Source organism: Caulobacter sp. LARHSG274 (assembly GCF_052871235.1).
In genome coordinates this window covers 148,702-161,351 of the sequence record NZ_JBIXJO010000009.1, presented here as the reverse complement: position 1 = coordinate 161,351, position 12,650 = coordinate 148,702, and the positions used below count along the sequence as shown (strand labels likewise).

Below are 12,650 nucleotides of genomic sequence, written 5' to 3'. Positions count from 1 at the left end.
ACAGTTGGCGATGCTGGATGTCGAAACCCTTCACCCCCGCGACCTGGCGGCGGCCGATCTGCTGACCTGGGGCGAGATGGCGGCGGCCGAGCCGGCCTTCGCCAGTCCGCTGCTGGGTCCCGACTTCGCCCGCGCGGTCGGGGCCGTGCGCGACGACGCCCGCGTGGCGGTGATCCGCCGTCGCGGCGAGACCCTGGGCTTCCTGCCGCATCACCGCCGGCCCGGCGCCATGGCCCGGCCGATCGGCTCGCCCCTGTCGGATTTCCACGGCCTTGTTTCGCGGCCGGACGCCGGGCTGGAGGGGGCCGCGGTGCTGCGGGCCGCCGATCTCGCCTCGTTTCGCTACACCGGCCTGGTCGATCCCCATGGCGTGTTCCGCACCGCCGAACTCAAGTCGGCCCACGTGATCGACCTGGCCGGTGCGGATGCGGCGACCTATGCGGAGGCCGTCCGCGCCGCCAGCCCCAAGAAGATCAAGAACTGGCGGCGGCTGGACAGCAAGCTCGAGCGTGAGAGGGGGCCGGTGGTCCTGGTGGGCGATGATCGTTCCCGCGAGACCTTCGACCGGCTGATCGCCTGGAAGCGCGAGCAGCTGGAGCGCACGGGGGTCCACGACTTCCTGCGGCCGGCCTGGACCCGCGGCCTGCTGCTCGACCTGTTCCAGAAACAGGACGGTCCCTTCCAGGGGCTGATGATCAGCCTCTATGCCGGCGGCGAGCTGGTCAGCGGCCATTTCGGCGTGCGGCTGAACGGCGTCTACCATCCGTGGATCGCCTCGACCAATCCGGCCTATGGCGAGTGGTCGCCCGGCCAGGTCTTCTTGATGCGGGCCATTGCGGCCATGCCGCAGCTGGGCCTGAGCCGCTATGACCTCGGTCCCGGCCATGACCATTACAAGCGCGCCTATGCGCTGAGCCAGATCCAGATCGGCGACGGCGTGGCCACCGCGGCCAGCATGGCCGGCCGGGTCGCCAGTTCGGTCAATGGAGCCTGGGCCCTGGCGGGGGGCGCGGGCTCCGGGCCGGTCGGCCGGCTGCGGCGGCGCATGGACGCCATCGCCAGCGTCGAGCTGACCATGGGCGGCCGGGTGCGGGGCTTCGTCGAGGCCATCGCCAGCCAGGCGCACCGCCGCGCCGGCGCCCCCGTGGAGGCCTGATGCGCGTCACGGTGATGATCCCCACCCAGCGGCGCCCGGGCGGCCTGGCCGTCGCCGCCCGCTCGGTGCTGGCCCAGGCCGGCGTCGATCCCGCCCGGCTGGAGCTGGTGATCGTCGACAATGACCAGGCCCCGTCGGCCCAGGCGACCGCCGGCGCCCTGGCCGCCGAGGCGCCGTTTCCCGTCCACTATGTCCACGAACCGCGGCCCGGCGTCGCCAACGCCCGCAACGCCGGCATGGCCAAGGCGGCCGGCGAGCTGATCGCCTTCCTCGACGACGACGAAGAGGCCCCGGCCGGCTGGCTGGCGGCCCTGCTGGCGGCCCAGGCGCGCTATGACGCCGACGTGGTGTTCGGCCCGGTCAAGGCCCGGGCCCCGGCCGCGGTGGTCGAGCACCGCGACTATCTGGAGCGGTTCTTCTCGCGCGAGGGATCGGCGGAGGCCGGGGTGATCGACCATTATTACGGTTGCGGCGACAGCCTGCTGCGCCGCGCCGCCTTGCCCGATCCGGTCGCGCCGTTCGCCGTCGAGCGCAACCATATCGGCGGCGAGGACGACATGCTGTTCGGCCACATGCGGGCCGCGGGGGCGCGCTTCGCCTGGGAGCCGGCCGCCTTCGTCTGGGAAGACCCCGTGCCCGACCGCCTGACCCTGGACTACACCATCCGCCGCGCCTTCGCCTACGGCCAGGGCCCCAGCTCGCACTGCGCCGCCGCCAGTCCGCCCGACCGCCTGGGCGTGGCCCGCTGGATGGCGGTGGGCGTGGTGCAGGCGGCGCTGTTCGGGGCCGTGGCCGGCGCCAAGTGGCTGACCCGGGCCGGCGACCGGGCCCAATGGCTCGACCGCGCCGCCCGCGGCCTGGGCAAGACCCTGTGGTGGGGGCCGTTCAAGATCCAGTTCTATGGGAGGACCGCGTCGTGAGCATCATCACCGACTGGACCGCCGACAAGGCCGGGGCGTTCGGGCGCGAGAACCTGGTGTTCCGGCACGGCCTGCACCAGCGGCCGATGTTCGACGACGAAGGCCTGGCGCGGCTGCTCGACCTCTATCCCCGCGACCAACTGGGCGTCTTCACCATGGGCGAGGACCCCAAGGCCTGGACCACTTGGCGCAAGGGCGCAGCGGGAAACCTCAGCGGCGACCAGCTGCTGGAAGCCGCCCAGGCCGGCCGCATCTGGCTGAACCTGCGCCGCACCAACGACCACGTGCCGGACTACGCCGCGCTCTGCGACGAGATCTTCGCCGAGAAGGAGGCCCGCGTGCCGGGGCTGAAGACCTTCAAGCGCGACCTGGGCATGCTGATCAGCTCGGCCAACGCCCAGGTCTTCTATCACCTCGACGTGCCGCTGGTGTCGCTGTGGCAGATCCGCGGACGGAAGAAGGTCTGGGTCTATCCGGTCGCCGATCCCTATGTCGGCGAACCGGCGCTGGAAAAGATCGTGCTGAAGGAGACGGCCGAGCAGTTCGCCTTCGACCCCAGCTGGGATGCGGGCGCGGAGGCCTATGACCTGACGCCGGGAACCATGGTCACCTGGCGGCAGAACGCGCCGCACCGCATCGAGAACGGCCCGATGCTGAACGTCTCGATCTCGATCGAGTTCATGACCCCGCCGGCCCTGATGCGGGCCAATGTCATCTACGCCAACGGCGTGCTGCGCCGCCGGCTGGGCGCGCGACCGAAGGTCCAGAACGGTTTCGGTCCTACGGCCCTGGGCAAGCTGGCGGTGGCGCGCGGGGCCAAGGCCCTGAACCTGCAGACCCCGCATGTCCGCCACCTGCCGGTGACCTTCGGCCTGGACGCCAGCCGGCCGGGCGTTCTGGTCGAGCGGACGTAAACTCTTCAGATCAAGGCGGGCCGTCCCGGGCGGGGAGGGGACGAGCCGGCGGGGCGCCGGGCGAGGTCCTGGCCGCAGGCGGAGGCGGCCGGCGCTCGCGCGCCGTCTCCAGGGCCAGCGCCCAGCCGCTGCGGGGCAGCTTCACCGCGGCCGTCCCCTCGTCGCCAGCCAGCCGCCCAGCGCGCACAGCGGCAGGCCGCTGGCCGCCAGGGCGATCGCATACCAGCGCGGGCCCAGGTCCAGGTTCCAGGTCGCGACCACCCCGGCCGTCCCCGCCGCCAGGCCGAGGACGCCGAGGATCAAGGCATGCCGGAGCGGCGCGGCGGGCGCCAGCCGCGCGGCGATCCAGCCGCCGGCCACGGTGAACGCACTGCGGTAGGCCAGGGCCAGGAGAATCAGCAGCGGATCGTGCAGGCCCTGTTCGGTCGGCGGATAGATCTTCAGGGCGTGAAGGATGGCGTCGGTGGCGGTGGACAGCACCACCACGGTCGCGAAGCCGATGAGGATCGCGGCGACGCTGCGGCCGAGGCGGCCAGGGGACTTCGTGCTCAGAGCCAGGTCGCTCATGGGTTCGCTCCTATAGGGCGGTGATCACAGGACGCGCGAGGCGGTCCGGATCCGACAGGTGGTTTCGGTTTTTCGGAAGCGTGTCGTGACCCCGACCCGGCGGCCGCGCCGGGGTCGTGCGTCGGTCGGCGCTCAGACCTCGACCAGCAGGCCGTCGAGGCGGGCGTAGCCCATCTCCATGCCCTCAGCCATGCCGCTGACCAGGGCGCCCTGGCGGGCCGTCTCATTGGCGTAGGCCACCGTGGTGGTCAGGATCGTGCGGCCGCCCTCTTCGGAGAGTTCCGACTTGGCCAGGGTCTCGCCGCCGGTCCAGTCCTCGTCGAACAGCTCGGCCGAGACGATCCGCTCGGGAGCGGCGATCTCGCGATAGACGCCGCCCATGCCCATCTCCTGGCCCTCGGCGTTGCGCCAGACATAGCGGTAGCGCCCGCCGACCCGCAGGTCGATCTCGCAGACCGGCATGGTCCAGCCGGGCGGGCCCAGCATCCAGCGCTTCACCAGCTCGGGCTTGGTGATGCAGTCGAACACCAGCGCCCGCGGGGCGTTGAAGGCGCGGGTGAGCACCACCTCGCGGTCGCCTTGGGCGGCGACGGTCAGTTTTTCATGGGCCATGGGTCGTCTCCTTTACGATTGGGTTCGAGCGGGCGTCAGCGCCCCTTCAGTTCGTCCAGCAGGTCGTCGAGCCGCTGGAAATTGGCTTCCAGCGTCTTGCGATAGGCCTCCAGCCAGGCGTTCGCCTCGGCCAGAGGGGCGGCTTCCACGCGCACCGGCCGCCTCTGGGCGTCGCGGCCGCGTGACACCAGTCCGGCCTTCTCCAGCACCTTCAGGTGCTTGGAGATCGCCGGCTGGCTCATGGCGAACGGCGTGGCCAGTTCGCCCACCGACGCCTCGCCCGCGGCCAGCCGCGCCAGGATGGCGCGGCGGGTCGGGTCGGCCAGGGCCGCGAAGATCGCGTCGAGGCGTCCGGGTGTCGGGCTTACATAACTCATCGGTTCCATAACTTAATGGTTATATTCATGGGCGAGGCCTGTCAAGCGTCCGCCAGAACGTCGCAGCGACATCATGGTTAATGCGCCATTAGGAATCAGCCGCCATTGCTGGAGCATCCCTTGAGGGGCGGAGATTCGGGATGAACGGGTTCAATCGGCTGTCCTTGGGCTGGAAGCTGATCGTGGTGATGGGCGTGACGGCCGGGCTGGGCCAGATCGGCTGGGCGCTGGCGGCGCAGGCCGGTCTGGGCTCGCCGTTCGTCGCGGCCGGGCTGGCGACCCTGGTGGCGACCCTGGCCCTGCTGATCCTGGCCTGGAGCGCGGCCTCGGGCCGGGCCGTGGCCAGCCTGGCCCGGTCGGTCGAAGGACTCGGCGCCGGGCGCTACGATCAGGCAGTCGACGGACGCGACGATCGCGAGATCGGCCCCGTGGCCCGCGCCCTCGACGGTTTCCGCCATGACCTGGCGCGCGGCGAGCGCGAGCGGGCGCAGCACGACGCCGCCCGCGCCGCCGCCGAGGCCGAGCGCCAGCGCCAGGCTGAAGAGGTCGCCGCCTTCGCCCGGTCCCAGGCCGCCGCCGTGGCGACCCTCGGCGAGGGCATGGAGCGCCTGGCCGACGGCGACCTGATCTGGCGGATGCGCGAGGACGGCTTCGACGCCGAGGCCCGCAAGGCGCCGCGCGATTTCAACGCCGCGGTCGAAAGCCTGCAGCAGACCATGGCCGGCATGCTGAGCGCGGCCCGCAGCATCCGCTCGGGCTGCGGCGAGATGGCCACGGCCACGGACGACCTGTCGCGCCGCACCGAACGCCAGGCCGCCGGCCTGGAACAGACCGCCGCCGCCCTCGACCAGATCACCGCCACCGTCCGGCGCAGTTCCGACAACGCCGAGAAGGCCAAGGGCGTGACCCAGAGCGCCAAGACCAACGCCGAGCGCAGCGGCCAGGTGGTGCGCGAGGCGGTTGAGGCCATGGGCGGCATCGAAAAGTCCTCGCAATCGATCACCCAGATCATCGGCGTCATCGACGAGATCGCCTTCCAGACCAACCTGCTGGCCCTCAACGCCGGGGTCGAGGCGGCCCGGGCCGGCGACGCCGGCCGCGGCTTTGCGGTGGTGGCCCAGGAGGTGCGGGCCCTGGCCCAGCGCTCGGCCGACGCCGCCAAGGAGATCAAAGGCCTGATCCGCGCCTCCAGCGAGCAGGTCGGCAAGGGCGTCAAGCTGGTCGGTGAGACCGGCCAGACCCTCGACCAGATCCTGGTCCAGGTGGCCGAGATCAACGAGCTGGTCGGCGACATCGCCGCGTCGTCCAAGGAGCAGGCCGTGGGCCTGGCCGAGGTCAACGCCGCCGTCAACCAGATGGACCAGGTCACCCAGCAGAACGCGGCGATGGTCGAGCAGTCGACCGCCGCCAGCCACGCCCTGGCCGCCGAGGCCGCCGAGCTGGAGCACCTGATCGGCCGCTTCCGGGTCGGGGCCGAAATCCACGAATACCGCCCGCGTCCCGGTCGGGAGGCGCCGGCCGCCCCGCGCCGCGAAGCCTTCCGCGAACGCTATGTGCAGGGCGCCAACGCCCTGAAGATCGAGCCGCGCTCGCGTCCCGGTCAATGGCGCGATTAGGACCGTCTTTCGTCTGGCGAAGCTCGCCGATGCGGCCCACAATCCACCGATGGGCGACCGCTCACGCTCATCCGACGTTAAGGACGATCTGGTCTAGACTTGAGCACGGCGGGCTGCCGTCAGGACGACCATGAACGATCACCCCAAGCCCCTCGCCAGCGCCGAGCCCGCGACGGGCGCCACCCCCCGCGCCCGCGCCGCCCTGCTCAAGCGGCTGGCCGACGTGGTCTGCCTGCCGGCCAGCCGCATCAACGCCTTCGAACGGTCGATGACCGCCGATTTGCTGGTCGAGATGCTGCGCGATGCGGTGACCGCTGAGCGGGAAAAGGTCGCCCGGCGGCTGGCCAACCTGGCCGAAATGCCCGGCGTCCTGGTCCGCCTGCTGCTGCGGGACGAGTTGCCGGTCGCCCGGGCCCTGCTGGAGCACTCGCCAAACCTCAGCGACGCGGACCTGATCTCCTGCCTCTACAACGCCGGCCATGAGCATCGGCGGCTGATCGCCCAACGGCGCGGGGTCAGCGAGGTGGTCGCCGACGCCCTGGTCGACATGGGCGAGACCGTGGTCATCGAGATCCTGCTGAAGAACGATCTGGCGCGCTTCAGCCACCAGGGGCTGGAGAACATCGTCGCCGCCTCGCGCGACAATCCCCAGCTGATCCCGCTGTTGCTCAAACGCCCCGAACTGCGGCCCAGCCACGCCTATGTGATGTTCTGGTGGTCGGACGCCGAGGCCCGGCGCACGATCCTGCAGCGCTTCGCCGTCTCCCGCGAGATCCTGCAGGACGCTGTCGGCGACGTCTTTCCGATGGCCTCGGCCGAGGGCTGGCAGGATCCGCTGTCGCGCAAGGCGCTGCAGTTCATCGAACGGCGTCAGCGAAATCGCGCCGCCATCGCCAAGAGTCCCTATGACAGCCTGGAAGCCGCCGTCGCCGCCGCCCAGGACGGCATGAACCGCGAGACCGCCGAGGAGATCGCCTATCTGTCGGGTCTCAAGCCGATGACCGGGGCCAAGATCTTCACCGACCCGGGCGGCGAGCCGCTGGCGATCCTGTGCAAGGCGACGGGCCTGCCCCGCGCCGCCGTGCGAGCCCTGTGGCGCGGGCTGCGGCGGCCGGAGACCGACGCCAGCGGCGCGCCGACCGAGGCTCTCGATCGCGTGCTGACGGTGTTCGACACCGTCGCCGTCGATCGCGCCCAGACGGTGCTGCGCTACTGGAACTGGTCCCTGTCCTCGGCCATGACGCCTGCGCTGCTGAAGGCGATCCGCGAGGGCGACGAGGCCGCCGTCGACGAATATTCGGTGCCTCAGCGCGCCGCCATGCTGGCTCTTTCGAGGGATCTCCGGCGCTAGGCAAAAATGTCGATGAACGCATTCGACGAATTTTGCCGCGCCCCAAATACAATGCCGGTCAACTAAAGGCTGCGAACTGAAATCTTCGTCTTGCTTGCACGCCTATGGCAAGATGTCGCGGCGGCGTTGCCGGGCTTCCATAATCTGCTATTCCAAACTCAATTGGACCTGCTTGGACCAATTCAGACAAGTATGAGCCTGGGGGAGCATCAGCAACATGGACGACAAGTCCGAATTCATCGAAGTCACGGCGGCGGTGGTCGCCGCCTATGTCGGCAGCAACACCGTGGCTGTGGCCGGGGTGCCGGAACTGATCCGCAGCGTCCACAAGGCGCTGGCCGGCCTGGGGGCGGAGGGCGCGGCGGCGGGGGCGACCGACAAGGAGCCGGCGGTGCCGGTCAAGCGCTCGATCACCCCGGATTATCTGATCTGCCTGGAGGACGGCCAGAAGTTCAAGTCGCTGAAGCGGCACCTGCGGCTCAAGTACGAACTGAGCCCCGAACAGTACCGGGCCAAGTGGGATCTGCCGAAGGACTATCCGATGGTGGCGCCGAACTACGCCAAGGCGCGCTCGGAGCTGGCCAAGCAGATGGGCCTGGGGCAGGGCGGCCGCAAGCCGGCGCGCAAGCGCCGGGCGTGAGTCTGAGCGTTCATTAACCTTAGTTCAAACAATTGCTTGCGCCGTTCGCGCGCAAATTCAGCCGCGCCCGGCATCCCTCCTGGGGAGCCGGGCGTTTGCTTGCGGATTGACTCTTCTGGCGAATCTTTGCCGTAGCGCGCGTTTTCCGCTGGCGGCGATTCGGTCCTTAAGACATAGTGAATCGTCGTGATTCCAACGGCTTGTTAAGGAATCTGAAGATGAACGCGCAGCTGAGCGCATCCGCCACGGCGGCCCGCGCTCACCAGGAGATGTTCGCCTACTGGGCGTCCCTCCGCCGGGGGGCGAACCTGCCCTCGCGCGTTGACCTGCATCCCGCCGGCATCAAGCGCATGCTGCCGACCGTCAGCCTGATCGACGTCAGGCGCGACCCGGTCGGCGCCATCGACTACCGCCTGCGGCTGGCCGGGACCGGACTCTATTCGGTCTATGGCCGCGAGATCACCGGCAAGACCCTGAACGACGTCTACAACACCGCCGCCGTCGAATACTGGCGCCGGGAACTGGACAAGGTGGTCAACGAGCGCCGCCCCGGCGTCGGCGTGCACAGCCTGGCCTGGAAGGGCTCGCCGCACATGTCGATCCTGTGGCTGCGCCTGCCGCTGGCCTCCAACGGCCGAGACGTCGACATGATCCTCGGCTACGACGCCCTGGTCGGCGCCCAGATCGAAGGCTCGCACAGCGGCATCCGCGCGGCTTAGGGCGTCACCGCTCCAGGAACGCCTCGACCTCCCGCCGGCCGGGCATGGACGGCGCGGCGCCGGCCTTCTGGACCGACAGGGCGGCGGCGGCGTTGGCCTGCTCGACCGCCTCGCGCAGGTCCATGTTGGACGCCAGGCAGGCGGCCAGGGCCCCGCAGAAGCAGTCGCCGGCCCCGGTGGTGTCGATCGCCTTGACCTTACGCCCTTCGACCAGGAAGGCCTCGTCGCGGCGCACCGTGGCCACCCCGGCCGAGCCGAGGGTGACGATCACCGTCTGGTCGGGGCGCGACATCAGCTTGCGGGCCACGCGCGAGACCTCCTCCAGCCGCGACGGCTCGTGGCCGAGCCGGGCGTAGGTGGCCAGTTCGGTCTGGTTGAGGATCAGGATGTCGGTCAGCGGAAACAAGGCCGCGCCCTGCGGCAGGGCGGGGGCGGCGTTGAGGATGCGCAGGGCGCCCTTGCCGGCCCCGGCCCGGAACAGGGCCTCGATGGCGGGAGCCGGGGTCTCCAGCTGGCACAGCAGCACCCGCTGGCCCTCCAGCGGCGTGGCGGCCACGTGCTGCGGGCCGAGGGTGGCGTTGGCGCCGCCGGTGACGACGATCATGTTCTCCCCGCTCGACGACACCCAGACATGGGCCTGGCCGGTGGGAATCCCGGGCAGTTCCATGACATCGGAGACCTGCACGCCATAGCCGGCCAGCTTGGCCTTCAGGCTGGGACCGCTGTCCTCCTTGCCGACCGCCCCCATCAGCCGGGTCGGCGCGCCCATGCGGGCGGCGGCCACCGCCTGGTTGGCGCCCTTGCCGCCGGGGAACAGCTCCAGCGAAATGCCGGCCACGGTCTCGCCGGGCCGCGGCAGGTCGTCGACCCGCGCCACGGCGTCCAGATTGATCGAGCCGAGAACAAATACCCCCATCGTCTTCCTCTAATCGTCTCAGGGATCGATCCCGGAAACCTAATCTCTAACCGCCGCCCGACCCGCGCTGGAAGCTTTCGACCAGGCTGCCGGCGACGAGTCGCCAGCCGTCCACTAGCACGAAGAAGATCAGCTTGAACGGCAGGCTGACGGTGGCGGGCGGCAACATCATCATGCCCATGCTCATCAGCACGCTGGCCACCACCAGGTCGATGACCAGGAATGGGATGAACAGCAGGAAGCCGATCTCGAAGGCCCGCTTCAGTTCCGAGATCATGAAGGCCGGCGTGACCACCTTCAGCGGGGTCTCGGCGGCGGTCTTGGGCTTCTCGATCTTCGACAGCCGGATGAACAGGGCCAGGTCGTCCTGGTCCACCTGGCGCAGCATGAACACCTTGACCGGCTGGGCGGCGGCGTCGAAGGCCTCGGGCATCTCGATCTGCTTGTCGAGCAGCGGCTTGACGCCCTCGTCGTAGGACTTCTCGAAGGTCGGGCCCATGACGATGGCGGTCAGGAACAGGGCCAGGCTGATGATCACAGGGTTGGGCGGGCTCTGCTGCACGCCGATGGCGGTGCGCAGCAGGCCCAGGACCACGACGATGCGGACGAACGAGGTGGTCATGATGACGATCGACGGGGCCAGGCTGAGCACGGTCAGCAGGCCGACCATCTGCACCACCCGCTCGGACAGGCCTGCGCCGGTGCCCAGGTCGACATTGATCGTCGACTGGGCCATGGCCACGGCCGGTCCCAGCGCCGTGGCCAGGCCCGCCAGCACCGAGATCACCACCGCCTGGCGCAGGTCCCTGGGGTCGGCGCCGGTGACGAGCTTGATCAGACCGCGCATCAGGCCACGGGCTCCGTCAAGGGCGAAGAGGGGGAGGGGGAGGAGGGGGCGGCGACCGGCGAGGCGGCCGGCCGGGGTCCCCATTCGAGCAGCTTGCCGTCGCCCAGCATCAGCAGCCGTTCCTCGCCGTCGAGGGTGAACAGCACCAGGCGGCGGGTCGGGTCGAGAGCCAGGGTCTCGACCACCTGCATCCGCCGTTCCTTGCGCAGGCTGGCCAGGCGCGACATCGCGTCGGGCCCGAACTTGCGCAGGGCGGCGGCGGCCAGCCCGACCAGGCCCAGGGTGATGGCCAGGGCGGCGACGGCGCGGATCAGTTCAACGAAGTCGAAGTTCATGGCGCCTGTCGGTGCAAGGGCGCGGCGCGGAGCCGCACCCCTGGTGTGCCGCAAGGTTCTTAAGGCTGGATTAACCCTGTTTCTTCACCATGACGGCATGGGTCCCGACGACATTCCCCTCTTCGCGATGCTCAAGAGCCGCCTGGGCTATCTGTCCCAGCGCCAGAAGGTCATCGCCCAGAACGTCGCCAACGCCGACACCCCCGACTACCAGCCGCGCGACCTGAAGGCCTACAGCTTCCAGGCCTCGCTGGCCTCGCAGGCTGCGGGCCAGGCCTATCGCGGCGGACCGGTCGGGCCGTCGGCCGTCCAGGGCGTGTCGATGATGGCCACCAGCGCCGCCCACCTGGCCCCCTCCAGGCCGGCCGGCATTTGGCGGGCGCCGGAGGCCGCCGACAGCGAGACCACCCTCGACGGCAACGCCGTGACGCTCGAGGACCAGATGCTGAAGATGACCGACGCGCGGATGAACTACGACGCGGCGGTCAGCTTCTACCAGAAATCCATGGCCATGCTGAAGACGTCCACGCGGCGGCCGGGCGGCTAAGGGGACATCTAGATGACCGAGATCCGCTCCCAGTCGATGGCGACCATGGCGATCGCCGCCAGCGCCCTGAAGGCCCAGCAGGGCCGGATGCGGGTGATCGCCGAGAACATCGCCAACGCCAATTCCACCGCCCGCACGGCCGGCGGCGACCCCTATCGCCGCCAGGTGCCGGTGTTCAAGCCGACCACCCTGGACGGCGGCGGCGAGGGCGTGGCCATGGCCCAGGTCGATCCGGACCGCTCCGACTTCCGCAGCGAATACGACCCCGGCAACCCGGCGGCCGACGCCAAGGGCTATGTGAAGCTGCCCAATGTCGATCCGCTGGTCGAGGCCCTGGACATGAAGGAGGCGCAGCGCGCCTACGAGGCCAATATGAACGTCATCGAGACCTCGCGCGCCATGGAATCGCGCACCCTCGACATCCTGCGCAAGTAAGGGGCTAGCCGATGATCACCGCGCTCGCCGCCGCCAAGGCCTACGCCGCCCAGGGCTCGATGGCCACGCCGTCGCTGGGCGGGACCGGCGAGGCCAAGAAGGCCATGGACTTCGGCGCCCTGCTGAAGTCGGCCATGACCGACACCCTGCACCAGACCCGGGCGGCCGAAACCAAGATGGCCCAGCAGGCCTCCGGCAAGGCCGAGCTGATCGACGTCGTCACCGCCATCTCCTCGGCCGAGGCCAGCCTCGACACCGTGATGGCCGTCCGCGATCAGGTGATCTCGGCCTACCAGGAAATCATGCGGATGCCGATCTAGCGGAACCCTAATCCGTCTCCCCGGCGAAGGCCGGGGTCCAGATACAGCCGTCGTATTGGACGATAATCCCCACGTGCACCGCCCTATGATCTGGGCCCCGGCCTTCGCCGGGGAGATGGACTGAAGAGCGATCCCGCCGCCAGTCGCCATGCCCTGGCGGACCTGCGGACTTCAGCTACCGCGCGATCAGGCGCAGGCCGAAGTGGTCGTCGAAGGCGATCAGGCCCTGGGCGACGGCGATCAGCCCGCCCCACATCACCAGGTTCAGCAGCACCATCACCACCACGGCCCCGCGCAGGCGGGCGTTGACGATCCGCGCGCGCTGGCGGGCGCTGAGGATCGGCCGGCCGGGGGTGGAGGGGTTGAGGGCGGCCATGG

16 protein-coding genes and 1 pseudogene are annotated in these 12,650 nt (G+C 70.0%); 10 read left to right on the top strand and 7 right to left on the bottom strand.

All coding sequences use genetic code 11. The features are described 5' to 3' along the window. Window positions 1-10 precede the first annotated feature (10 nt). From ACIPQB_RS16195 to ACIPQB_RS16185, 3 genes are read left to right on the top strand one after another with little or no spacing between them, the layout of a single operon-like run. Window positions 11-1,156, top strand: coding sequence for a GNAT family N-acetyltransferase (locus ACIPQB_RS16195; RefSeq protein ID WP_446486281.1), 1,146 nt, complete (start codon window positions 11-13; stop codon window positions 1,154-1,156). Beyond that, window positions 1,153-2,076, top strand: coding sequence for a glycosyltransferase family 2 protein (locus tag ACIPQB_RS16190; RefSeq protein WP_446486307.1), 924 nt, complete (start codon window positions 1,153-1,155; stop codon window positions 2,074-2,076). The genes ACIPQB_RS16195 and ACIPQB_RS16190 overlap by 4 nt, the downstream gene beginning before the upstream one ends. After that, window positions 1,989-2,990 carry a hypothetical protein gene (locus tag ACIPQB_RS16185; RefSeq protein WP_446486280.1) on the top strand — a complete coding sequence of 334 codons (1,002 nt, stop codon included), beginning with the start codon at window positions 1,989-1,991 and terminating at the stop codon, window positions 2,988-2,990. The genes ACIPQB_RS16190 and ACIPQB_RS16185 overlap by 88 nt, the downstream gene beginning before the upstream one ends. A 141-nt stretch (window positions 2,991-3,131) precedes the next feature. Here ACIPQB_RS16185 and ACIPQB_RS16180 read toward each other — a convergent pair whose 3' ends face one another. From ACIPQB_RS16180 to ACIPQB_RS16170, 3 genes are all read right to left on the bottom strand, one after another. Next, complete coding sequence (locus tag ACIPQB_RS16180) at window positions 3,132-3,557, bottom strand: hypothetical protein (RefSeq protein ID WP_446486279.1); 426 nt, start codon at window positions 3,555-3,557, stop codon at window positions 3,132-3,134. A 132-nt stretch (window positions 3,558-3,689) separates the two neighbouring features. Next, the gene (locus ACIPQB_RS16175; RefSeq protein ID WP_446486278.1) at window positions 3,690-4,169 is read right to left on the bottom strand and encodes an SRPBCC family protein; all 480 of its coding nucleotides are present in this window, start codon (window positions 4,167-4,169) and stop codon (window positions 3,690-3,692) included. A 35-nt stretch (window positions 4,170-4,204) separates the two neighbouring features. Then, entirely contained in the window at window positions 4,205-4,546 is a 342-nt protein-coding gene (locus tag ACIPQB_RS16170; protein WP_446486277.1) for an ArsR/SmtB family transcription factor, read from the bottom strand. Window positions 4,547-4,833: 287 nt separating this feature from the next. Here ACIPQB_RS16170 and ACIPQB_RS16165 point away from each other — a divergent pair. The 4 genes and pseudogenes from ACIPQB_RS16165 to mopJ form a co-directional block, all read left to right on the top strand. After that, a pseudogene (locus ACIPQB_RS16165) lies at window positions 4,834-6,162 on the top strand (methyl-accepting chemotaxis protein); the annotation flags it as partial. 130 nt (window positions 6,163-6,292) lie between these two features. Then, window positions 6,293-7,513 carry a DUF2336 domain-containing protein gene (locus tag ACIPQB_RS16160; RefSeq protein WP_446486276.1) on the top strand — a complete coding sequence of 407 codons (1,221 nt, stop codon included), beginning with the start codon at window positions 6,293-6,295 and terminating at the stop codon, window positions 7,511-7,513. Window positions 7,514-7,730: 217 nt separating this feature from the next. After that, a complete protein-coding gene (locus tag ACIPQB_RS16155; RefSeq protein ID WP_446486275.1) occupies window positions 7,731-8,153 on the top strand; it encodes a MucR family transcriptional regulator in 423 nt (140 codons plus the stop codon). 212 nt (window positions 8,154-8,365) lie between these two features. After that, a complete protein-coding gene (gene mopJ / locus ACIPQB_RS16150) occupies window positions 8,366-8,872 on the top strand; it encodes a motility/cell cycle regulatory protein MopJ (RefSeq protein WP_446486306.1) in 507 nt (168 codons plus the stop codon). A gap of 4 nt (window positions 8,873-8,876) precedes the next feature. On the opposite strand, the gene ACIPQB_RS16145 is transcribed toward mopJ, so the two are convergent. The 3 genes from ACIPQB_RS16145 to ACIPQB_RS16135 are packed head-to-tail and all read right to left on the bottom strand — an operon-like array spanning window position 8,877 to window position 10,970. Then, the gene (locus ACIPQB_RS16145; RefSeq protein WP_446486274.1) at window positions 8,877-9,788 is read right to left on the bottom strand and encodes a ribokinase; all 912 of its coding nucleotides are present in this window, start codon (window positions 9,786-9,788) and stop codon (window positions 8,877-8,879) included. Between the two features lie 46 nt (window positions 9,789-9,834). After that, window positions 9,835-10,638 carry a flagellar type III secretion system pore protein FliP gene (gene fliP / locus ACIPQB_RS16140; RefSeq protein ID WP_446486305.1) on the bottom strand — a complete coding sequence of 268 codons (804 nt, stop codon included), beginning with the start codon at window positions 10,636-10,638 and terminating at the stop codon, window positions 9,835-9,837. Beyond that, on the bottom strand, window positions 10,635-10,970 hold the full coding sequence (locus ACIPQB_RS16135; protein ID WP_446486273.1) for a hypothetical protein: 336 nt from the start codon (window positions 10,968-10,970) through the stop codon (window positions 10,635-10,637). The genes fliP and ACIPQB_RS16135 overlap by 4 nt, the downstream gene beginning before the upstream one ends. Window positions 10,971-11,067: 97 nt before the next feature. Between ACIPQB_RS16135 and flgB the strand changes: the two genes are divergently transcribed. Genes flgB through fliE form a run of 3 tightly spaced genes read left to right on the top strand, consistent with a single transcriptional unit; the run spans window position 11,068 to window position 12,272 of the window. Beyond that, window positions 11,068-11,517, top strand: a complete 450-nt coding sequence (gene flgB / locus ACIPQB_RS16130; RefSeq protein WP_446486272.1) for a flagellar basal body rod protein FlgB — start codon at window positions 11,068-11,070, stop codon at window positions 11,515-11,517. Window positions 11,518-11,529: 12 nt separating this feature from the next. Further along, window positions 11,530-11,952, top strand: a complete 423-nt coding sequence (gene flgC, locus ACIPQB_RS16125) for a flagellar basal body rod protein FlgC (protein WP_446486271.1) — start codon at window positions 11,530-11,532, stop codon at window positions 11,950-11,952. Window positions 11,953-11,963: 11 nt separating this feature from the next. Continuing rightward, a complete protein-coding gene (fliE, locus tag ACIPQB_RS16120) occupies window positions 11,964-12,272 on the top strand; it encodes a flagellar hook-basal body complex protein FliE (RefSeq protein WP_446486270.1) in 309 nt (102 codons plus the stop codon). Between the two features lie 175 nt (window positions 12,273-12,447). Here fliE and ACIPQB_RS16115 read toward each other — a convergent pair whose 3' ends face one another. Further along, window positions 12,448-12,648, bottom strand: a complete 201-nt coding sequence (locus ACIPQB_RS16115; protein ID WP_446486269.1) for a hypothetical protein — start codon at window positions 12,646-12,648, stop codon at window positions 12,448-12,450. Between the last annotated feature and the right edge of the window lie 2 nt (window positions 12,649-12,650).